At 61.1% G+C, this 22,107-nt stretch carries 20 protein-coding genes; 6 read left to right on the forward strand and 14 right to left on the reverse strand.

Features of this window, described 5'->3' with window-relative positions:
• Positions 1-48: 48 nt before the first annotated feature.
• From QEG70_RS11720 to QEG70_RS11740, 5 genes are all read right to left on the reverse strand, one after another.
• Positions 49-327 (reverse strand): DNA -binding domain-containing protein, encoded by a 279-nt coding sequence (locus QEG70_RS11720; protein ID WP_019087061.1) that lies wholly within the window; start codon positions 325-327, stop codon positions 49-51.
• An 11-nt stretch (positions 328-338) separates the two neighbouring features.
• Positions 339-566, reverse strand: coding sequence for an XRE family transcriptional regulator (locus tag QEG70_RS11725; protein ID WP_456303522.1), 228 nt, complete (start codon positions 564-566; stop codon positions 339-341).
• A 239-nt stretch (positions 567-805) separates the two neighbouring features.
• The gene (locus QEG70_RS11730) at positions 806-958 is read right to left on the reverse strand and encodes a hypothetical protein (protein ID WP_308720821.1); all 153 of its coding nucleotides are present in this window, start codon (positions 956-958) and stop codon (positions 806-808) included.
• 336 nt (positions 959-1,294) lie between these two features.
• Complete coding sequence (locus QEG70_RS11735) at positions 1,295-1,621, reverse strand: DUF736 domain-containing protein (protein WP_308720822.1); 327 nt, start codon at positions 1,619-1,621, stop codon at positions 1,295-1,297.
• Positions 1,622-2,222: 601 nt separating this feature from the next.
• A complete protein-coding gene (locus QEG70_RS11740) occupies positions 2,223-2,663 on the reverse strand; it encodes a hypothetical protein (RefSeq protein WP_308720823.1) in 441 nt (146 codons plus the stop codon).
• Positions 2,664-2,827: 164 nt separating this feature from the next.
• Here QEG70_RS11740 and QEG70_RS11745 point away from each other — a divergent pair, with 164 nt between their 5' ends.
• On the forward strand, positions 2,828-3,037 hold the full coding sequence (locus QEG70_RS11745; RefSeq protein ID WP_308720824.1) for a hypothetical protein: 210 nt from the start codon (positions 2,828-2,830) through the stop codon (positions 3,035-3,037).
• A gap of 9 nt (positions 3,038-3,046) precedes the next feature.
• On the opposite strand, the gene QEG70_RS11750 is transcribed toward QEG70_RS11745, so the two are convergent.
• The 4 genes from QEG70_RS11750 to QEG70_RS11765 form a co-directional block, all read right to left on the reverse strand.
• Positions 3,047-3,976 carry a DUF2493 domain-containing protein gene (locus QEG70_RS11750; RefSeq protein WP_308720825.1) on the reverse strand — a complete coding sequence of 310 codons (930 nt, stop codon included), beginning with the start codon at positions 3,974-3,976 and terminating at the stop codon, positions 3,047-3,049.
• Positions 3,977-4,297: 321 nt separating this feature from the next.
• Positions 4,298-5,344, reverse strand: coding sequence for a DUF7146 domain-containing protein (locus tag QEG70_RS11755; protein ID WP_308720826.1), 1,047 nt, complete (start codon positions 5,342-5,344; stop codon positions 4,298-4,300).
• Positions 5,331-5,771, reverse strand: coding sequence for a hypothetical protein (locus QEG70_RS11760; protein WP_308720827.1), 441 nt, complete (start codon positions 5,769-5,771; stop codon positions 5,331-5,333). The genes QEG70_RS11755 and QEG70_RS11760 overlap by 14 nt, the downstream gene beginning before the upstream one ends.
• 83 nt (positions 5,772-5,854) lie before the next feature.
• The gene (locus QEG70_RS11765; RefSeq protein ID WP_308720828.1) at positions 5,855-7,057 is read right to left on the reverse strand and encodes a DUF932 domain-containing protein; all 1,203 of its coding nucleotides are present in this window, start codon (positions 7,055-7,057) and stop codon (positions 5,855-5,857) included.
• A gap of 300 nt (positions 7,058-7,357) precedes the next feature.
• Here QEG70_RS11765 and QEG70_RS11770 point away from each other — a divergent pair, with 300 nt between their 5' ends.
• Positions 7,358-8,269, forward strand: a complete 912-nt coding sequence (locus tag QEG70_RS11770; protein WP_308720829.1) for a tyrosine-type recombinase/integrase — start codon at positions 7,358-7,360, stop codon at positions 8,267-8,269.
• Positions 8,270-8,285: 16 nt separating this feature from the next.
• On the forward strand, positions 8,286-9,479 hold the full coding sequence (locus tag QEG70_RS11775; RefSeq protein WP_374762597.1) for an IS91 family transposase: 1,194 nt from the start codon (positions 8,286-8,288) through the stop codon (positions 9,477-9,479).
• Between the two features lie 495 nt (positions 9,480-9,974).
• Here QEG70_RS11775 and QEG70_RS11780 read toward each other — a convergent pair whose 3' ends face one another.
• The 4 genes from QEG70_RS11780 to QEG70_RS11795 are packed head-to-tail and all read right to left on the reverse strand — an operon-like array spanning position 9,975 to position 16,604.
• A complete protein-coding gene (locus tag QEG70_RS11780) occupies positions 9,975-13,178 on the reverse strand; it encodes a type I restriction endonuclease subunit R (protein ID WP_308720831.1) in 3,204 nt (1,067 codons plus the stop codon).
• The gene (locus QEG70_RS11785) at positions 13,175-14,329 is read right to left on the reverse strand and encodes a restriction endonuclease subunit S (RefSeq protein ID WP_308720832.1); all 1,155 of its coding nucleotides are present in this window, start codon (positions 14,327-14,329) and stop codon (positions 13,175-13,177) included. The genes QEG70_RS11780 and QEG70_RS11785 overlap by 4 nt, the downstream gene beginning before the upstream one ends.
• Entirely contained in the window at positions 14,326-16,335 is a 2,010-nt protein-coding gene (locus tag QEG70_RS11790) for a class I SAM-dependent DNA methyltransferase (RefSeq protein ID WP_308720833.1), read from the reverse strand. Before QEG70_RS11790 ends, QEG70_RS11785 begins: the two co-directional genes overlap by 4 nt.
• A gap of 53 nt (positions 16,336-16,388) precedes the next feature.
• The gene (locus tag QEG70_RS11795; RefSeq protein ID WP_308720834.1) at positions 16,389-16,604 is read right to left on the reverse strand and encodes a hypothetical protein; all 216 of its coding nucleotides are present in this window, start codon (positions 16,602-16,604) and stop codon (positions 16,389-16,391) included.
• A 246-nt stretch (positions 16,605-16,850) separates the two neighbouring features.
• On the opposite strand from QEG70_RS11795, the gene QEG70_RS11800 reads away from it, so the two are divergent.
• Positions 16,851-17,573 (forward strand): hypothetical protein, encoded by a 723-nt coding sequence (locus QEG70_RS11800; protein WP_308720835.1) that lies wholly within the window; start codon positions 16,851-16,853, stop codon positions 17,571-17,573.
• A 120-nt stretch (positions 17,574-17,693) separates the two neighbouring features.
• On the opposite strand, the gene QEG70_RS11805 is transcribed toward QEG70_RS11800, so the two are convergent.
• Positions 17,694-19,751, reverse strand: coding sequence for a ParB/RepB/Spo0J family partition protein (locus QEG70_RS11805; protein WP_308720836.1), 2,058 nt, complete (start codon positions 19,749-19,751; stop codon positions 17,694-17,696).
• Positions 19,752-20,143: 392 nt separating this feature from the next.
• On the opposite strand from QEG70_RS11805, the gene QEG70_RS11810 reads away from it, so the two are divergent.
• Together QEG70_RS11810 and QEG70_RS11815 are read left to right on the forward strand one after the other, a co-directional pair.
• Positions 20,144-20,338 (forward strand): hypothetical protein, encoded by a 195-nt coding sequence (locus QEG70_RS11810; protein WP_308720837.1) that lies wholly within the window; start codon positions 20,144-20,146, stop codon positions 20,336-20,338.
• Between the two features lie 12 nt (positions 20,339-20,350).
• Positions 20,351-22,075: a recombinase family protein gene (locus QEG70_RS11815; protein ID WP_308720838.1), complete on the forward strand. Its 1,725-nt coding sequence runs from the start codon at positions 20,351-20,353 to the stop codon at positions 22,073-22,075.
• The last annotated feature ends 32 nt before the right edge of the window (positions 22,076-22,107 follow it).

The raw sequence follows: 22,107 nt of genomic DNA on the forward strand, positions 1-22,107 counted from the left end.
GTCCCGGTCCTGCAACAGGTCTTGCTGATAACGCAACGATTGAGGGTGTCAGTGGGGAGCACCGCCCCGCAGGAGATGCTGGTAGCCATGTTCGGTCATCCAGTGCGCCCGCGCCAGATGGCTGTGCCAGCAGCGGTGGACGCCCTCGGGATCGGCTGCCGGGTCGCGATGGAGCACGATGCGGGCGACCTCGCGCCAGTCGGCGCCGTCGGCCTCGGCGTCCAGCAGACGCAGATAGGTAATCAGATGCTGTTCGTCGTAGCCGGTGAGACAGGACGCTTCCGGGGCACTGTCGGCGACGGACGGGTCGAGCGGTGGCTTCTGCATGGGAGAGCCGATCAGGTCGGAGAACGAACGCGACGCACCCTAGCCTGCCGCGTTTCGGTACCGGAAGTCTCGTTAAGAAACATGACGCCGCGCCCTTGTCCGGACTCGATGAACAGGATGCCCGCCGCCTCCAGCGCGCGGCGGACCTGGTCGGTCGTACCCTCATGGACACCGAGACCGCGCTCGGATTCGAGGCGCTTGAGTGCGGTCAATGCTACGAGGGCCTTTTCAGCAAGCATCTCCTGTGTCCAGTTCAGGAGTGCCCGTGCCGCCCTTACCTGTCGGCCGGTGATCATCCATGATCACATCCGACATGCTCGGATTACATACCAGAAATACGACTATAATAGTCGTATAATGAAGATTCAACACCGTTCTTTCAGCATGATGCCGGAAGAGAGTCGGTGCCGGGGCTCCCCGACGGAGAGAACCTGTCGGTGGATTGTCGGCATGTACGATCAAACGAAAAACCCCCGCCTTACGCGGGGGTCTCGTCGTCGTGGTATCTGGCCGCGAATTGCGCGCATACCTGCTTCAGTTCACGCTCGATTTTGGCCCGCTCACGACGGCTGAGGTGAAAGCTGGTCAGTTCGGCGCGCAGCATCTGGATGTGGTCGTGTAACGTGGTCATCGTCCTGCTCCTTTCGTTTCTCGAAGACAGGCCGCCGCCTCATGCGCGCGTGAATCGGGTCAAGGATCGCCGCAGGCGACCGCGCCAGCGGCACGCGGGGGAGCCGATTTTGTCCGGTGTGCCCGCAGGGTGCACCGGGCAAAATTGGGGGGACCGCGCGTCCTTGAGGCGGTTCACGCCGGGCATGGTACAATGGGAAGGCTGAGGGAAGCCCTGTTTCCCTTCCCTGCCCGCATACGGGTGGATCAGGCGCGACGCGATGGGGGCCGCAGCCGTTTCACGACCGGTCATGCGAAGGCCCCGCCCGGACCGGCCGGGCGGGGGATCGCTGGCACCTCACTCGCCGTTGCGGCGACCGTTGGGGCGGGACCAGATCAGGCTGTAGGTCTCGCCGTCCTCGTCATTGAAGAGGTTGGCGAAGATCGGGGCGTTGAAGCTCGGATCGTCGAGCTTGAGGCCCAGATAGCTGCGTCCCTCGTTGGACTGCTTGGACCAGGCGGCTCCGATCTCGGCCCGGTTGACGAACACCCGGTGGCTGGGGGCGTTGTCACTCTGGCGTCCCGTCTCGGGAACGATGCGGACATTGCGGACCTGAACCGAGAGGGTGACGATCTCGCCGACATACTCGTTGCCGGACTTCTTGAAGGTGCCGATGGTGGCCATGATACTGCTCCGTGATCTCTGTTATCGAGCCCGCACCATTGCGGCCTCGATGGCGATCGACGAGCCGGGGGCGATCGGCGGCGCACCCTTCAGGGCCGCAGCGCAGCGGAGGACGGCGGGACGGAATTTTCTTGTCTCGCGAGGAATGACGGCGCAGCCGTCAGGGGAAGAAAATTACGGCCTGCCGTTGCGCCATAGCCGATCGAGGCGCAGCCGCCCCTCGGCTAGATCAGCCATTTTCAGAGGCCGTATGCGTGCGTGGCCCGACAGAGCGACCATCACGGAGGACATGAGGCCCCCTCGGCGTTCAGGATCCGGCAGGAAAGAGCATGAGCGTCGTCACGGGTTCGTTTCGGGCCATGACATGACCCGTTCCGGGGAGCGATACCTGACAGATTGCCGCGCTATCCGTTGTTTCTGTCAGCCAGTCGCGGGCGAGCGCCGTCCATGACCGAGTGGTTCCAAGAGGAAAGCGACCAGGGCCAGTAAACGCGTTGAGGCGAAGCTGGCGCCACGTCAGCCGCCCTCCCCTGATGACAGGGACTGGCAGCCATATGAAGCATCTGGTCTGGTTCCCTGCCTGCAGTCTGCCGGGACGGGGTCAGACGCGCGCGATGTTCCCGCCGGACGGTCCGGGTGGGGCCACGGCTGTAAAGCGGATAAAAGCGGTGATCCCCACCGCGATCGCGCCGATGACGGAAAAAAAGAACTGCCACGCCACAGACGGCATCATCATCTGGGCAATCCCATGTGTGGTGCTGTAGCCCATGATGATAGCGGGCACGGTATAGAGCAGGACAATCAGCAGCCTGAGCCACGCCCAGGGCACGCAGGCAAATGCGATCTGGCCGAGAATGAAGGTCGCGGCTCCCGCGACAAACCCGATGATGATCGCACCAGGCAAGCCGGCACCGGTATCAAAGGTCCAGAGCGCGGCCATCAGACCGATAGCACAGGGCAGTGCGAAAACTGCGACGGTGAAGAAGAACCAGCACAGGAAGCCAATGCCGGCAACGAGCAGGAAGGGAGCAAGGATGAACATGGCGGTGGTCTCCGTGCAATCGACGATGTCGGACGGGTGCGCCTGCCACCACCACCACGGCGCAATCCGCATCATAGCGAAAACGATGTGTCGACGGAACGAGAATCGTACTGGCGTCCGGCACGCGGACGTGCATCGTTATCGTCTCTCAGGGAGAAGACGTCATGGCGGAAATCACGGGGCGCGAACTGCATCTGGTCAAAAAGGCACTCGCCATTGCGGTGCTGGCGATCGAGCGGCAACCAGGGCCGTTTCAATCCTATTCGGACATGCAGGACATGAAGGGCCTGCTTGACCTCCTGGTGCCCGGCGACACCGAACTGGCCTTCTATGCCCGCGCCGCACGGATCGCGGTCACGGGCAATCCGGAGTGAAGACGGCGCTCACGCGCCGCCTCTGAACCGCAGGACCGGGATACCGAGCTTTTTCGCCTTGTCGGCCAGGTTCTCCTGGATACCGGTGCCGGGGAAAACGATGACGCCGATCGGCAGGGTGTCGAGCATCACATCGTTACGACGGAAGGGCGCCGCCTTGGCATGCTTCGTCCAGTCCGGCTTGAAAGCGATCTGCACGATCTCGCGGTGATCGGCCCAGCGTGAGGCGATGAACTCCGCGCCCTTGGGCGAACCGCCGTGCAGCAGCACCATGTCGGGATGCTTGGCCCGGACCTTGTCCAGACGGTCCCAGATCAGGATATGATCGTCGAATTCCAGACCGCCGGTCACGACCACCTTGGGGCCGGGCGGGACCAGCAATTCGCCCTCGGCGCGGCGTCGGGCGTTGAGGAAGTCGCGGCTGTCGATCATCGAGGCTGTCATCGTGCGGCGTGAGACCAGCGAGCCGGCCTTCGGCCGCCACGCGCTCAGGGTCAGGCGCTCGAACTGCTCCTGCGCCTCGTCACGGAAGATCTCGTAGGCGTTGCGGCGCTCGATCAGGGTCAGCCCTTCGGCGACCAGCCGCTCCAGTTCCACCGAGCGGATCTCGCTGCCATCCTGTTCCTGCTGCCCGCGCTTTTGCGCCTGCTCGTTGCGGTCAAGCTCACGCTCCACCTGGCCGACCATACGGTGGAAGATGTTGACAGTGGACCAGAGCAGCGGTTCGAGATCGGGTTCCAGCCGTGTGTCGGTCAGCGCCGCGGCAATGGCGTCGAAGATGTCGGCCACAGCACCCCCGATGCGCGGAGCTTCGGGCAGCGGCCTCGGGTCCGGCTCGTCCTCGAAGGGACGGTAGCCATACATCTGGAGTTCAGCCAACACATGGGCGGTGGATGAAGCGGCAGGCGGCGGTTCGAAATCGTCGGTCGTGCGGGTCATGATGCGGTCCTCCCAGGTCTCCGGCCGCGCCCTTCGCGGCCTTTCCGGGGGCGGACAGCGGCAGACCAGGGACGGGGCGGAACCGCGCGCTCGCGCGGCCGCAGCACAGCGGAGGATGGCAGGGAGCCAGCTATTTTGCTTCGCGATGTAAAGCGCCCCCAAAGGGGCGCGATGGAAAATAGCCGGCTCACGCCATTGAAGGCCCGGCCCGGCTGACGCCCGCTCCCCACCTGAAAGGCCGGGGCGCGGACCTGCCGGACGGGAGGCACGACCGGCCCGCCGATAGAAAACGGAAACCGCCCATCCCTCTTTCCGGCCCGCTCAGGTGCCGGCAGCTTCCAGAAACCGTGCCACGTCCGATGGCGCGAGTTGCGGATGCAGGATCGCTTGCAGCGCGCCACGTCCAAGGGCACGGAGATCATCGTTGAAATCGCCCAGCCGCGGCGACAGACCGATCAGCTCGATCCCAGCGTCATCCGCGCGGGCGTGCAGTGTCGCCAGTGCCTGATCCCCGGCCGGATCGTCATCGCGCAGGACGTAGAGACGGCGCAGCAGCGGTGGAAAGATCAGGGAAGCGAGATGCGCTGAGGACAGGCAGGCGGCCAGCGGCAGGTCGGGCAGAACCTGGCGCAGCGACAGCACCGTCTCGATGCCTTCCCCGGCAGCGAGCACATCGGATGCCACCCCGAAGCGCACGGCATGGCCGAGCAGCCCGCCCAGGGCGCGGCGCGGATGATCGACCGGCGCCTTGCCGCGCCCTTCCTCCGCCAGCCAGGTGCGATGCACACCAGTCAGAGTGCCGTCGAGGTCGGTGACGGCGGCGATCATGGCGGGCCACGTCTCAGTCGGACTGTCCTCGTCCGGGCGGTAAAAGCAGCGCGGATGGAAGCGCAGGGCGCCGGCTCCGTGCAAAAGCGTAATATCGCGTCTACGGAGATACGCTTCTACGGATGTACCCACGATCGGCCCGGACATGGCCCAGAGCCGTTGCGCCGCTTCGGAAGAACTGGCAGAGCCACGCTCACGGGCCGGACGGTCCTGTGACGACGGTACCGGATCGGGACGCGGCAGGCTGAGAAAGGCGCGCGCCTCGTCGGCCACGTCACGGAAATCCACCAGGCCGAGGCTTTCGCGGATCACGTCGAGCAGGTCGCCATGCTCGCCGCTACTGGCATCCGTCCATTTTCCGGCCCTGCCGTTGGCGGTGTCGCGCAGCCGGACGAACAGCGACCCACCCGGCGTGTTGCGCACGTCACCGACCAGCCAGTAATTGCCGTGACGGCGACCGGCGGAAAGATACCGCCGGCACACCGCCTCCGCGTTCTCCGCCAGACGACGGGCGAGATCCCCTGCATCATGTCCGGTCATCGCCCTGCCCTCCTGTGTCGGGATTACCTCCGTCCAGGGCAATCGCCAGCCAGCGATCGGTGGTCATCCATGAAATCGTCCTGCGCCTGCCAAGGTCAAGCAGATGCGCACCGCCACTGAACGCGCCGATCCGGGGACGTGAGGCCGTATTGGCCCACTGGAATCCCCATCGGCCCCGCAGCCGGAATGTTCGCGCACAACGTAGCACGAACTCCACAACCTGATGCGGATCTCCGGTCGTCTCATCGTGCATCCAGAGTTTCGTGCCGCCATATTCGGGCACGATCGACAGGACAAAACCGTCAGAGGGTGGATCTTCCGCCGCCAGTTCGTCCATGAACGCGTTGTAGAGGTCGAGCGCCTTTGCGGCATTGTCCACCGTGCCCACGTCGAGCACGCAGGAAAAATGCGTGAAAAAATCAGCCATCGGAAAAACTCCCGAAACGAAAAAGCCCGGCGTGGTGGCCGGGCTCGTAAAAACGTATTGGCGGAAAAGCGTGCAGTCGGCTTTCAGGAAGCACGCTCCATCAGCCTGCGGGCCTTCTCTTCGAGATCCAGCCGCGTGTCCTGGTTGGCCTTTGTCCGCGCCAGTGCGGTAATCCCCTGCACGAAATCGAACACGCTCTCGGGCTTACGGCCCTCTTCGTGCAAGACCGTTTCGATGATCTTCGTGGTTTCCGGTTTAGAGAACCCACGACGACGCAGGAAACTTTCGCGGTCCTCGTCTGTTTTCGCCACCAGCGCCTTGCGCGAGGCCTGAATGCCCGAGACGAACGAGGCCGGGCTGGCCGTGGCGAAATTTCGCAGGGCTGGTGTGGCCTGATGCACGAAGCGTGAGGCTGCAAACTTGCTATGCCGGATCGTGATCTGTTCGAAATTTTCGACGCCCCACAACATACGATTTTGACACACTCCGCGCAGGTAGAATGACGCAATGCCGAGGCTCTTGCTGCCGACTTCTGAATTCCAGGCATAGAAACCCCGGAAATAGAGATCGGGATCACCATTGGGCAGGCGTCCCGCCTCAATCGGGTGTGTATCGTCGACGAGAAACAGGAACACATCGCGATCCGATGCGTAGAGCGTCGTGGTTTCCGTGGTGATATCGACATAGGGGTTATGGGTCATGGTGGCCCAGTCGATCACACCGGGCACCTTCCAGTTGGTATCACCTGTGCCGTCACCAGCAATTTTCCGCACCGCGCCGACCAGTTCATGGTCCCAGATGCGGCCGTAATCGGGACCGGTCACGGCCCGTAGCTCGACGCGGCCGTCCTCGGTTTCCAGCGTTTTGACCAGTTCGGCGCGGTGCGACAGCAGTCCGTGCTGCAGGTTGATCGCCGCCAGCGGAGCCGGAAGATTGCGCAGATAGGACGATGGCGCGCTGACCAGGCTGCACATCTGGCCGAACGACCAGTGCGTGGGCGCGATCGGCTCATTCTGCCCCGGTAAGGTCAGGGTCAGGCGCTCGGCATTGTCGCGCGAGGCCTCGACGCGAATGCCGCGGCTTTCCACCGTGCGAGCTGTGGCGCGCTCGGCACGGGCAAGTGTGGCCGCGTGCAGATCGGACAGGGACAGGTAACGCTCGTCATCGGGACGGGAAAACCATTCGGATGATACGCGGGCGCTACGCTCCCCGCGCGAAGGATCAACGCGGAAGCCGCCGGACGCTGCACCACGGGACGCAGGAGGCAGGATGGTAGTCGTGGTCATGGAAAACTCTCCTCTGATGCCGGTTATTCGGCACAGAAGGCGAAGCCCCCCTCTTCCTCTGATCACCACTTCCCACGCGGGATCCCATCCAACCGCAGAAACACCCGGCCCCTCATTCCGGAACACGGCGTCCCCGTCACCTACCGGAAATCACGACTGCAATGCGGGGGGTAGAACGAACCCGCTGCGCGGGATTGGTGCGGTGTGCAGGTCTGTCACCACGGCGTGAGCGATCTGTTTTATTTGGAACTGTCCTGATCGGGCCAAGCACTCTGGCTTCTTCCCACCAGAAGGAGCCGGATGATGACAGAGTCCCTGTGCATTGCTGCAATCAGTCCCCTTCGCCAGCGCCTGCTTGATGACATGGCGGTGCGGCGGTTCTCCCGGGAGACGCAGCGCAATTACCTTCGCGATGTCGGCCGTTTCGCCACGTTTCTGGGCCGCTCACCCCACACTGCAACAAGCGAGGATGTGCGCCAGTTCCAGATTGCGCAGAACGCGGCTGGCATGCCGACACCGACCATGAATGCCATCGTGTCGGCGCTGCGGTTTTTCTTCACCCAGACGCTCGACCGCCCCGACCTTGCACGCAGGTTGGTCCGGGTAGCGCAGCCCCGCAACCTGCCCGTCGTGCTGAGCCGCGATGAAGTTGCCCGGTTGCTCAACGCGACCGTATGCCTCAAGCATCAGGCCGCCCTGTCGGTCGCCTATGGGGCAGGCCTGCGGGTGGCCGAGGTCGCCGCTCTCAAGATCAGCGATATCGACAGCGAGCGCATGCTGCTCAGGGTCGAACGGGGCAAAGGGGGACGATATCGCAACGCCATGCTTCCGGCAGACCTTCTGCTTCTGCTGCGGGAGTGGTGGAAGGCCGGACGCCAGCAGGGCGTGATGCATTCCGGTGGCTGGCTTTTTCCCGGCCAGGATACCATGAGGCCCATAAGCACACGGCAGCTCCATCGTGTGGTTGTCGATGCCGCGCAGGCTGCTTCGATCACCAGACGTGTGGGGCCTCATACCCTGCGGCACAGCTTTGCCACGCACCTGCTTGAGGATGGTGTCGATGTCCGCGTAATCCAGGTTCTGCTGGGTCATTCCCGTCTGGAGACCACGGCCCTTTATACAAAAGTTGCGACACGGACCGTGCGGGCCGTCATCAGTCCGCTCGACAGACTGGGCATGCTGGCGACAACGCAGGCGAGGCCCGACGGCTGATCCCCGGGCGGGGGCGATCATGTCTGCCTCCCTCGAACTGGGGGACATCTTCCGGGCTGCCGGCCCTGCCTGGCGGTCAGCCCATGCCGGCCGTCTCCCCCTGCAGCAGCTCAAGGTCATGTCGGCGATCGAACATTGTCGCACCGCGGCCCTTGGTGGTCATGTCGCGGCCTGCGGGGACTGTGGACACTGGCGGATCGCCTATAACAGCTGCCGCAACCGTCATTGTCCGCGCTGTCAGGGGAACGCCGCGCGGACATGGCTGGCCGATCGGGAGGCCGATCTGCTGCCGGTCGGGTATTTCCATGTCGTCTTCACCCTGCCGACGCGGATCGCCGACATCGCGCTCCAGAACAAGGCCGTTCTCTACGCCCTGCTGTTCCAGACCGCCTCGGAGACGATGATGACGATCGCCGCCGATCCCCGGCATCTGGGTGCCCGCATCGGCATCACCGCCGTACTGCACAGTTGGGGTTCGGCGCTGACCCACCATCCCCACGTGCACATGATCGTGCCGGGTGGCGGTCTCTCGCCCGATGGCCGGCGCTGGATCTCGTCACGCCCTGCCTTCCTGCTGCCCGTTCGCGTGCTGGGCAAACTGTTCCGCCGCCTGTTCCTGACCCGGCTGCGCGCACTTTTCGATGCCGACCGGCTGGTCTTGCGGGGGCAGCTTGCCCCTCTGGCAGACCGCCGTGCCTTTATGCGGTATCTGGCTCCTGTGCGCAGCACGCGCTGGGTCGTCTACGCCAAACCACCTTTTGCCGGTCCCAAAGCGGTACTGGCCTACCTGTCACGCTATACCCACCGTGTCGCCATCTCGAACCGCCGCCTCCTGGCGTTCAACGAAAACGGTGTGACGTTCCGCTACAAGGACTACCGGCGGGACACGGCCCACCAGCAGCAGGTCATGACACTCGCCACGGATGAGTTCATCCGCCGCTTCATGCTGCATGTCCTGCCACGGGGATTTCATCGCATCCGCCATTATGGCCTGCTGGCCAGTTCCAGTCGCAAGGCCAGCCTCCCCCGGGTACGGGAACTGCTGAATGTCATATCCACACCAGCGCCAGAAGTCCCGGAAGCCGAACCGGTCACGCCACCGCCGTGCCCATGCTGTGGTGGTCCGATGGTCGTCATCCAGATCCTTCCCCGATGGTGCCAGCCCCGAGGGCCGCCACAGGCGAGTGATCCAACCAAGGGATCACCATGACAGCCCGCAGATACGACAGCATGACCGATCCCGATGTCGGAGTGGCTCCGCCCCGGCAAACCGGGGCTCCTGTACGCATCACCGGGAAAACCGGGAAAATCGCCGTCTGCACCGCCAGTTCTGTCATCGCGTCATGCAGATCCGGTCATAAAAACCCGTTCCAGTTCCACAAACTCACCTGTATGCTCTGGCTCAGGCTCTCCCCCGGGTAGCGCCAGTTGCAAATTCCCCATAACTGAGTCCCGGTGTCGCGGGTTCGGTCTTCCCAGACTTTCGTACGCCTCGCGGCGCCCGAAACCCTTCAGGAAAGCGGAATGTCGGTTATCGGCAAGCGATAACCGAAAGCAGCTGTAGCCTGCGCCCATGTTCATGACGCCTACCGACCAATATGAGCTGTTCCGACGAGGGGCTGCGAATGTCAGCTCTCACCGGAACCGGTCGATCCATTTAGACAGAGCCCACGTGCCCCTTCAGATTACCTCCAACGTCGAAGCATCACACGGCATGAAGATCCAGACTGCGCCTGGTCAGCATGTGGGCAAAGACCGCTTGCGCCTTCAAGTCCACTTCGTTCAGCTCATAGCTTTGGGGAAGGCCGGTTCGATCATCGTAGAGGAAGTTCGTTATCGCTACACGAACCGCATCGCGCGTCGCCTGCTTCCCGGCAAAATCCTGCACAGCGTCTAATTGCTGTTTCAGAACTTCATATAGCCCAACGGCGACCTTTTTCAGCTTGGCAATATCGCTCTTTTCCAAGTCAGGCTTCATCAGCAAATCGAACAGGGCCAAGGTTTCTTCATCCAATCCCTCGCGCACTGCACGGCGCTGTTCGCCATCCAGTTCCTCCGCCAGCACCAGCAGGGCCGCGAAGGTTCGCTCGATGTTCACGGCATCCTTCTCGCTGTTATAATCCGAGACCAGTTGCTCATAATGTTTTTGGAAATCGGTGCGTAGTGGATTTTGGCGCAGCATCATTTCCAGCTTTTTCTGGATGGCATCCTTCAGGCTTTGCACGGTCGTATTTTTGCGGGGGCTGCGTTCAAATTCTTTCTTCAGCTTCTCGAAATCGATCCGGCTAATGTCATACAGCCGATCATCCTGATCGTTGGGATCAACGTGCGTTTCGATGCTCGCATTCACTACAGCATGCAGTTCGCGCATGATGTCGGATATGTCGGCCTTCTTCACATCCTCATCCAGGCTGTTGTAGATGACCTTGATTGCCGCAAACCGCTGGCGGTAGGCATTTACGGCGCGGAAGTTCACGCATGCCTTGAATTTCTTGAACACCTCGCGCGCCATGATCTGGAAGCGTTTGCGGCTTTCGTCATTTTCGTTGACAGCTTCCTTAGCGTCGATAATCGCCTTGTTCCGATCAAATCCGACCTTCTCCAATATGTCGAGCAACCGGAATTCACGTGAGGACAGGAAGCCTTCCGCCGCTTCGATCGCCTCCTCCAAATCAGCCAGCAGTTCTTCGGGGGGGCGGACCGGGTCGATTTCCGGCGGTGGATCGCCCGGATTGCCTAGCCCACCTCCAGGCGTCCCGGCATAGGTGGCCAGCGCCTTGCGGAGGTTCTTCAATATCCCGCAGTAATCGACAATCAGGCCGTTGTTCTTCCCTGCACTTACCCGGTTGGCTCGCGCTATAGCCTGCATCAGCGTGTGCGCCTTCAGCGGCTTGTCCAGATACAGGGTCGAAAGGCTCGGCACATCGAAACCAGTCAGCCACATAGCGCAGACGATGGCGATACGGAATGGATGGTCCTGTTTCTTGAAGGCCGTTTCCAGATCAATGCGCTTGCCGTCTTCCGTTTCAAAGCCATTCTTGATCAGCGCCCGGTGCGGCACGATGTCCAAATCCCATTTCCGGAATTTGTCGACTTCGCCCTGTTCCTCCGAAACCACGACCGCCGCCCTGGTGGACTTGACCCATGCAAGCTGGCGCTGCCGGTCGGCCAGATCCTGTTCGTCGGTCGCTTGCGCCAGTGCCTTTTCAAGGCTGGCGATCCGCAAATCCCAATGCTTTGCGATCAGCGCGTGCATGCGGACGCACGTCACCTTGTCGATGCAGACCAGCATGGCTTTGCCGCTTTCCCAGACGGTCGTGTAATGCTCCACGAAATCCGCCGCGACGGTGTCCAGCCGGGTTTCGGCGGTAATGATGTGATATTCGCGCTTCAGCTCATTTTCGAGCCGTTCGGTCACATTGGGATCGTCCAGCTCCAGCTCTTCCAGCTTGGCTGCGATCCTCTCGTTCAGGTCGTTGGTGGCGACGCCCAGCTTGTCCCCACGGGCGTCGTAGTAAAGCGGCACAGTCGCATTGTCCTCCACGGCGCGCTGGAAATCATAGGTTGAGATATAATCGCCGAACGTCTGCTTCGTCGTCTCGTCGCCTGTCATCAATGGCGTGCCGGTAAAGCCCAGAAAGCTGGCATTTGGTAAGGCGTTGCGCATGTTGAGCGACAGCAGGCCGTTCTGCGTCCGATGCGCTTCGTCGGTGATGACAATGATGTCGTCGCGATCCGAATAGGGATTGTCGGGATTTACATCCTGATTGAAGCGGTGGATCAGCGTGAAGACATAGGGCTTCTGCACCGCCAACAGCGATTTCAGCTCCGCGCCGGTTCCGGCCCGGACCTGCGCCTTGTCGTTGTTGACGAGGCCGCACCCAGCAAAGGTGCCGTAAATCTGGCTGTCCAGATCGATGCGGTCGGTGCAGACCAAAAAGGTGAAGTTCGCCCCGATCTTCCGATGGACCTTCTGCGTCAGGAAGGCGATGGAATAGCTCTTGCCCGATCCCTGCGTGTGCCAGAACACGCCCAGCTTGCCGCTCCGCGCCTTGCGATCCTTCACCGCTGCGATGGCCCGGTTGACGCCCAGAAACTGGTGATTACGCGCCACGATCTTGACCAGGCGTTCGCCACTGTCATCGAACAGGATGAAATTTTCCAGGATGTCGATGAAATTGGCTTTGGCGCAGATGCCCTTCAGCATCGTCTCCAGATCGACAACGCCCGGCTCATCCTCTTCCAGTCGCTTCCAGTCGTTGAAATGCTCATAACGGCTGGAGAGCGAGCCAATCTTCGCCGCATGACCGTTGGTCAGGATGATGAAGGCGTTGTGGTGGAACAGGTGAGGGATCGTGTCCTTATAGTCGGACAGATTTTGCTCATAGGCGTGGCGGATGTCCTTGTGGACTGCCTTGCACTCGACAAACAGCAGCGGCAGGCCATTGACGAAACCGACAATGTCGGCGCGGCGGCGATACAGGTCGCCCTTGATCCACAGTTCCCGCACGCACAGGAAATGGTTGTTCTCGGGCGTGTCGAAATCGATCAGGCGCAGCCGCTGTTTGACCAGTTCGCCCTTCGCATTGCGAAAGCTGGCCTGCACGCCATCCTTGAGCAGCGCATAGGCGTCCCGATTGATCGCCATCAGGCTCGACCCAAGCGGCGCATCGGTAATCTGGCGCAGCGCGTCGGCATAGGCGGAGTCCGGCAGGCCGGGATTCAGCCGAATAAGCGCTTCGCCCAAATAGCGGGTGAGGATGACATCTTGTTCGGACGCGCGGCCCAGCGTCCCTTCCGCGCCTAGTATTTCGGTGTTGAACGCATACACGCTGTCCCAGCCCAGCGCATCGGCCAGATAGTCGGCCATGGTCGCCTGAACCAGCGTGTCTTCGTTCAGCGGCTTCATACGGCGATCGCTCCGCTCATCAGCTTGGGCAGGATAAGGTCACGGGCTTTGACGAGTTGCTCATTTTGCTTGGCCAAATTGTGGATCAATTCAAAATTTTGCTGCGCGGTCTCGTCGAACGTCTTCAATAAGTGCTTACTCGGCAAGATGACTGACGCAGCGTGTGCCACTTTTCGATCCAAAGTCGGCACCGAAGCGCCACCGTTGTACTTCTCTAGCCCCATTTCCGAAAGCAGGAAATATGCGAACCATGCATTGACTCGCTTAAATTCTCGCACCCACAGCGCGGTATTTAGTGGCCAACATGGCACGGGCACGAAGCAGACCTGCCCAAGTGATCCAGATCGCCCAGTGATCAGCATGGGGGCGTCAACTTTAGCTGCATCGTGAAAACCGACAATACCGGTCGAACCATAAACCGGCACAGATCCTTCATTCCGCTCGGATACAGGCAGGTCGAAGCCGCGCTGAAGGGTTAGAACATCGCCCAATGGGAGCCATTCCCACCCCTCCGGCAGCCCGTTGATGATTTTGACATGTTCATGGCCGGGGAAGCGGAAGCGGATGAACCATTCCTTGTAAAGCTGCCGCGCTGCCTCCTCCGACAAAGCAATCCGCCGCCGGTTATTCTCGATCAGATCATCATACGCTGAGAGGATGGAGGCGATCCGCTGTTGGGTTTCAAGGTCCGGCAATTGGCATTTGAAATCCCTGATCTGACGCCCGCTTATGTGCGGAACATTCGTCCCGCCCATAATGCCTTTAATATATTCTAAGAAACCCTTAGAGCCGATGACGTGCTTAAGAAATTTTGCGTCGGCGTTCGGAAGCGGCCGGATCCTTGCTACCCGCTGCACCAATAAGCTCACCGGGTCGCGGTCGGAGACAATCGCATATTTCAGCCCCGCCGTCACCCATGGCCGGTCCATTGCCAGGACAATGTCATCTGGCTTCAGTACCAACTTCGAATATTCTTCGAACTGCGTTGCTGGCCAATACCGTGTTTTATCCCATAAAATTTTGCCTTGGCCGATATTTTCGCCCTTCACTAATGGGATATCGTCCTTATTATCGGTGAACATCGCGCTTTTGAACGCTGCACCGCTGACAAGTTCGATGCAATCGCCCAGTGATGCAGGTCGCCAACTCACAGCCCCAACCTCGCAAAATTCGCTTGTATCTGCGTTGCCAGCGACGCCGCTTCCTCATTCAACCCTGCCAGCTCGATATGAATATCGCGCATCACTCCTTCAAAATCGAAATCTTCGTCCTCTTCTTCCGGAGCCACGCCAACATAGCGGCCCGGTGTCAGGCTCCAATCGTTAGCTTCCAGTTCCGTCCGATCCACCAGCTTGACCAGCCCCGGCACCGCGACCAGTCGCGCATCGGGAAAGCGGCTCAGCAGCCAGTGCGCCTGCCGGTGGAAATAGCGCACCAGTTTTAACTGATCTACGGCATCGACCCGCGCTTCCTCCAGCGCCTTGACCGGGCTGGTCTTGCCCCGCTTGCCGCCCGTATCGCGATGCGCCTTCTCCGCCAGCTTGAACAACTGGTCGACCTGCTTCACCAGATCGCGGCTGGTCTCCGCCAGTGGCTCCAGATCGTCATAGCCTTCATGTAGTTCGGCAATGGCAGCCGTGCCGTCAGCCCATTCGTCGCCCAGTGATTTGGTCGCTGCGAGGTAGGCGTCCCAATCCGCCTGAAAAACCGCACGAGCGTCTGTCAACTCGTCGGGCACGCCTTCATCCAGCGTCTCGATTAGTCCGTCCAGCGCATCCAGAAACGGCTCCATCGCCGCGTCGCCCGCCAGCGCCTCTGCCATCGCCCGGTCCAGATAGGCGGCAACCAGTTCTCGGAACCGCTCTTCCTGCCCACGATAGAGCCAGAAGATCGCCGTCAAATTCTGCGACTGTTCGGGGGAGAAGTCGAAAACCTTGCGCGTCACCTTGCGGAACACCTGCCGCGCATCGAGCATCAGCACTTTGTCGGCATGCTCCGCCGCCTTCGCCTTGTCGAACATCCACAATTCGCAGGGAACGGTGCGGGTGTAGAAGAAATTGCCCCGGATAGCGATCATCGCATCGACATGGCCGGTCTCGATCAGCTTCTGCCGAACCTTGGCTTCCTCCCCGCCCGCGCTCGATGCCTGGCTCGACATGACAAAGCCCGCGCGACCCGTATCCGACAGATAGCTGTAGAAATAGCTAATCCACAGATAATTGCCGTTGGAAACCTTCTTGCCCTTGTTCACGCCGGGCAGGCCAAAAGGGAGGCGCGGGTCTTTCCTGATCTTCTCCGCGTCCACCTCGTCCACGTTGAACGGGGGATTGGCCATCACAAAATCGGCCTTGCCCACCAGTTCATGCGCGTCGGCATAATAGGTGATGCCGGGTTCGATCCGCCCCTCCAGCCCATGAACGGCAAGGTTCATCTTAGCAAGCCGGATGGTCGTTGCGTTCTTTTCTTGCCCGTAGAAGGTGGCGACCTTAGTCGGATCTTGCTGCATCTTCTCGATGAAGTGGGCGCTCTGGACGAACATGCCGCCCGAACCGCAGGCGGGGTCCAGCACGCTGCCATGATCCGGCTCGATCGCATTGACGATCATCTGCACGATGGATGGGGGCGTGAAGAATTCGCCGCCGTCATGCGCGCTTTGATCGGCAAACTGCGTCAGGAAATATTCGTAGATGCGCCCGAACACATCGCCCTTTGCATTCTGAAGCGCTGGATCGTTGAAGATGCGCAGCACATCGCCCAGAACGTCGTTTTCCAATTGCTGATATTCATTTTTGGGCAGCACGCCCGCCAGCGCGGCATAGTCACCTTCGACCGCCTCCATGGCTGCAATGATCGCCTTTGCGCGATCCGCACTGTCCGGCAGGCTGGCCAGATGATCGAACTGCGCTTCGGGTTGCAGGAAGATCGCGCCCCGGCTGGTGAAGTCTTCCTTGGTCAGCGGCCGGGTTACGCCGCCGCGGCTCGGCAAGCCCGCCTCGATCTCCGGCTTCACTGCCAGATAGCGGCTGTAGGCGTGGCGCAGGAAGATCAGGCCCATGACGGGCAAGAAATACTCGTTACTGGCAAAATCACTGTTGGCGCGCAACTGATCCGCCGCCGTCCACAGGCGTTTTTCAAGTGCTTCGATATTGGATTCCATTACGCTAGCCTGCTCTCCTTCGCTGGACCAAAGAATTAGCAGCAACGCATTCATCACGACAGAGGCATGATGCCACTGCCGCCCTTTTTCGCCAGAGCGGCAATCAGTTGCGGCGCGTCAGCATCATTCAGTGGGTCGACTATCAGAATGTGGGGCGCCGCTTCGGCTGCCGCGCCCATGGCGAAGTTTCGCTGCGTCCTGATCCGACCAAAGGAGCCAGCCTCTCCGCATCGTTCGCCGCCTTGGTACATTGCGCCGCGAACCGACATCGCCGATGCGCTTCCAGCGCCGCAATATATGGGCGGTCAATACGCAGTTCGATCGCGCGGCGCAGGATATCGACGGATAACGAGAACTATTGACGACCGTCTGCTTTCCAGAAACCAACAAGGCCCCGTTTATGACCGACATGAGGGCGATAACCGACATTACAATGAAGGACGCGGGACGGAGATTGTCCCTGCGTCGTAAAGCCAGACTGGCAACTCGCACCTACCTGGTTCATTGTTTATGTAATGAATCCGTTTCGTTCGCCCGACACCGACCTCCCCCTGTCGCATGCCCTCATCCTGAAGGCCGCGCTGCTGACGATCGGCTATATTGAGGAAAACGGCCCGATCGGCCTCACGCCCACCAAGGCGCTCAAGCGCTATTTTGTCGCGTGGGCCGCCGAGGCATTTGACTGGCCAGCCTATACGGTCGAAGACCTCTACGCCGTTAACAAAGTCCTCAATGAACACGATTTCCCGCCGCTGGTGATCCTGCATGAGGTTCTGCTCAGTGCGAAGCTCGCACGGCATTTCAAGGGAACCCTGCGGCTGACCGACCTGGCGAGAAAACTCAGATCGGAGCCTGCCCGGCTCTGGATGCTGTTAACGACCCATCTCCTCTTTGTCGTTGACCACAGTCCTTACACCCGAAGCGATGAGCCGCTGTTCGGCAACTGGGATATCTTTCTCAACGTCATCAATATCGAAGCCCAGGCTGCCGTCACCGAAGAGCGACTATGTTCGGTTCTCTACGGGGGTGAAGAGGAGGAGATCCGTCACCGGGATTACAAGCTGACCGCCAGTCTTTACGTCCATGTCCTGCGTCCGCTGTACTGGGCAGGACTGCTCAACGAGCACCGAACAGGCACCGGCTTCAGCAGACGGGATTTTTATACCAAAACGCCCTTATGGCCAGCAGCCCTCAAACTCGAGACGGATCGACACTTGCACCCAGTGACCCGTCACTGACTCCAACCGGCCGCTAACTCGGGTGCGCGTTACAACGCGCTGTGCCCGGATACAGTCTCGTCCAATACAAAAGGCGGCTCCCGGAGACCGGAAGCCGCCCATGATATTCATCGACAGATCTCACTCGGCCGCGACCGCATCATGACTATCGGTCATACGCGCCGCCCCTTCTTCCCTTTCAGTTCGCTCCGGCGCATGCGCCGTCCGCAGGGCCTCCGGTAGCCAGCCGGCGCCCTCAAGCAGCCTTTCGGCCGCCTGCGCCATGTCGTTCTTTTTCAGATGTGCGATACGCTCGGCTGCCTCAGTTCCCCGCGCCTCTCGCACGGCTTCGAGAATACGGGCCTTGGTGACGCGGCCGAGATAGTTCTCCACCGTCGGCTGCCAGCCCGCTTCGACCAGATCAAGCGTAAGCGCAGTGGCGAGACGCCCGGCGCGGGCCAGCCGTTCCCTGACGCTGCGTGCCAGAGACGGGCCATGGGACGATTCATGCAGCGCGTTGATCCCGAAAGACAGGCAATGCGCCAGCAGGGCCAGACGGCTGGTGTCGTCCAGTCCGTCGATCCAGCGCCACAGGGCGTCTTCATCCTCCGGCAGGTCATGCTTCCAGCCCTCGTTGCGCTGGCGCAGCGCGTGGGCCGGCAGGCTGCCGGGCATGTCGGGGGAATGGACCTGCAGCGGGATTTCCCGGACATAGGCTTCCAGGCAATCCGCGCCCGAGACCTGCCAGTACAGATCGCGTACCAGCGTGTGAAGCAGTTCGGTCAGCGCGACATGCGGATTGCTGGCAAACGCATCCCGCAGGGCCAGTGTGCGCCAGGCCGTCAGTTCCGTCAGCAGGCGATCGGAAAGCGGTTTCAGTCCGTCTTCCTCCTCGGGCTCGGTATCGGGTGCGCCTTCCCTCCCATCCCCTTCGGCATCATCGCCATCGCCGCGGTGGTCAATGGCGTCGTCATATCTGTCTGATTCGTCCTGATCGACTTCGAGTTCGACCGGCATATCTTCCGGCCGGACAAAACCCCGGTCAACCAGCAGCGTGCCGTCGGTATCGAGGCTGACAAAGGCTCCAGCCCGCGCCATGTCGGCGGGATCGAAGGATACCGGGCGTTCTTCCAGCGCCTCGATGGCCTGCTCGATCTCGCCCAAACGGCTATCGATTTCCTCCGGGAACTCATCGGCCTGCGCATATTCCGCCTCGATAGTTTCCTGCTCGCCGTGCAGCGCGGTCAGACAGGCGGTTTCTTCGTCCGAAAGAGCAACAGGCGTGCCCTCGATTTCCACGAAGTCCTGTGTATGCCCCCAGGGAAAGGACAGAGCCGTCTCCACCCATTTCCAGCCTTCGGCACGGACCTGTTCGGCAGCTTCCTGCAACTTCTCCATGACCAGCCGGTCGAGCAGGCTCGGATCCTGTAGCCAACCGCCGTCATCGGCCTCGAACAGGTCACGCATGATGGGGCCGCCAGCCGCCAGATAAGCCTCCAGCCCGACGAAGCGCACACGGCGATCCGACGCGCGCACGGTTTTCTCCGTCAGCATGCGGCGGATCAGATAGGGCTCGCGGTTATGGCTCTGGGCAATAATCTCCCAGACCTGTTCCTGACGGGCATGATCATCGCTGATCGAAAAGGCCATGAGCTGGTCGAGCTTCATGCCATCCTGCTCATAGACATCGAGCAGCTTGTCCGAAACGGTCATCAGGCGCAGGCGCTGCTTCACCACGGTCGGCAAGACGAAGAACGCGGCAGCAATCTCGTCCTCGGACATGCCTTTTTCCAGCATGTCGCGAAAGGCACGAAACTGGTCCAGCGGATGCAGCGCGACCCGCTGCACGTTCTCAGCCAGGGAATCATCCTGGGCGAGAATGGCCGATCCTGCCTCACGGACCACACACGGCACGGGTGCGGTCTTTGCCAGCTTCTTCTGCCTTACCAGCAGTTCGAGTGCGCGAAAGCGCCGGCCGCCGGCCGGCACTTCATAGGTGCCGGTTTCGACCCCTTCTCCGTCAAGCACGGGCCGGACGTTCAGGCTCTGAAGCAGGCCCCGACGTTCGATGTCGCGGGCCAGTTCCTCGATCGACAGGCCGGCCTTCACACGCCGCACATTGGACTGCGACAGCACCAGCCTGTTGAAAGGGATATCACGGGACGCATTGAGGGCGATTTTCTGGATGGCGCTTGCCATGGCGGGACACTCCGTGACGGACGGGCGGAAGCCTCTCTCCCACCCCTGAATCCGTCACGAAAACCCCACGTCCCTCTTCCTCTCTTCCGGCCCCACCAGACGCCGGATCGCATCCATGGAACCGTGTAGATACGGCTTTACGGAACGCAGGTCCGTGCCAACCAACCTGCGAGTCGATGCACACCGCAATAAATTACGACTATTATAGTCGCAACATCACCAATTTGTGATAGCGCAGATAGCGATAGCCGCGCGTGTTCGCGACTATCCCGAAGCCCTCCTCTGACAGTCCATCTCTTTGTTTCCGCGCATTTTTTTGTTCACGCCCATCCCGTCCAACATCCACAGTGCCGTCAGAGCTAACCGATGGTCCATGCAGAAAGGACGGGAAGATGGCACGCCAACGCGATACGATAGTTGGCAAGCTGCGGCTCGTTCTCGACGCCCCGGACGCCAACGTGACACCATTGCGCAGTGGAGCGGATCCGCGGCTGGTCAGTCTGGTCCGGCTTCTGGCCCGTCAGGCCGCACGGGATTTCGTCAACGCTGAAGTGGAGGCCGCGAGGCGACGCGATCTCCAGGATTAGGGAGATGGGATTGTGAAAGTCGCGCTCTACGCCCGCTATTCGTCCGAAAACCAGCGTGACGCCTCAATCGAGGATCAGTTGCGCCTCTGCCGCCTTCATGCCGAAAAGCAGGGCTGGACGATCGTCGACAGCTACACCGACCGGGCGATCTCCGGTGCCTCCCTGCTCCGCCCCGGCATACAGGAACTGATCCAGGATGCCACACGCGGGCGCTTCACCATCGTGCTGGCCGAAGCCATGGACCGGCTGTCGCGCGACCAGGAAGATATCGCCGGTCTGTTCAAGCGGATGACTTTCTCCGGCGTGCGGATCATTACCCTCTCCGAAGGCGACGTCACGCACCTGCATATCGGCCTCAAGGGCACGATGAACGCCCTGTTCCTCAAGGATCTGGCCGAGAAGGTCCGGCGAGGGCTGCGCGGACGCGTCGAGGACGGCAAGTCCGGCGGCGGCAATTCCTATGGCTATGACGTGGTGCGCCAGTTTGATGCCAGGGGTGAGCGCATTCGCGGCGACCGGACCATCAACGAGGACGAGGCCCGCACGGTCAGGCGGATCTTCACCGATTACACGCGCGGCAAATCCTCGCGCACGATCGCGATGGAACTGAACCGGGATGGCGTTCCCGGCCCCCAGGGACGCGAATGGGGACCATCCACCATTCACGGCAACCGGGAACGCGGCACCGGTATCCTCAACAACGAGATGTATGTCGGGCGCCTGGTCTGGAACCGGCTGCGCTATCTGAAGGATCCCGATACCGGCAAGCGTGTCTCGCGCCTCAATCCTGAATCCGAATGGGTGATCCAGGAGGTGCCGGAGTTGCGGATCATCGACCAGGATCTATGGGATGCCGTGAAGGCCCGCCAGGCCGAAACAACCTTCAGCCAGCCGGAACGGGGAAACGAAGCCCTCAGTGAGCGGCGCCGTCCGCGCCATCTCTTTGCCGGGCTGATCCGCTGTGGCTGCTGTGGCGGCGGCTACAGCATGATCTCGAAGGATCTGCTCGGTTGCTCGACGGCGCGTAACAAGGGCACCTGCGACAACCGACTGAACATTCGTCGCGACGCCCTCGAAGCATCAGTTCTAAGCGGACTGCGTACGCATCTGATGGAACCGGACCTGTTCAAGGAATTCTGCAACGAGTTCACCCGCGAGGTGAACCGACTGCGTATGGAACTGGGCGCCGATCTGGTGGCCATGCGGGCAGAATTACCTCGCATTGATCGGGAACTGGCAAAACTTCTAACGGCGCTCAAGGCTGGCGGACCAATCCAGGCAATCGTCGACGACATGAAGCGGTTGGAAGCACGCAAAGCCGAAGTCACAGAGCGTCTGGCCAACACGGAGGAGCCGCCTCCCCTTCTCCATCCGAACATGGCGGAGATCTACCAGCAGCGGATCGCATCTCTCTATGAGAGTCTTCAGGCCGAAGACACGAAGACCGAGGCCGCCGAGCGCCTGCGCACACTCGTCTCGCAGATCACGCTCCAGCCGGCCGAAGGCGAACTGGCGATCATCCTGCGTGGCGACCTGGCGGCGATCCTGCAGTTCGCGGCGCATAAGAAAAACGCCACGGTCCATCCGGACAGTGGCGTTCTCGATGCGTTCGTATCGCAAGTATCGTTGGTTGCGGGGAACCGCACACTACGATCCCGGCGAAATGTGGCGAATGGTCATTCGCAAGCGTCGTTGGTTGCGGGGGCAGGATTTGAACCTGCGGCCTTCAGGTTATGAGCCTGACGAGCTACCGGGCTGCTCCACCCCGC

The sequence above is a fragment of the Komagataeibacter xylinus genome (assembly GCF_031081985.1).
GTDB classification, from domain to species: Bacteria; Pseudomonadota; Alphaproteobacteria; order Acetobacterales; family Acetobacteraceae; genus Komagataeibacter; species Komagataeibacter xylinus_E.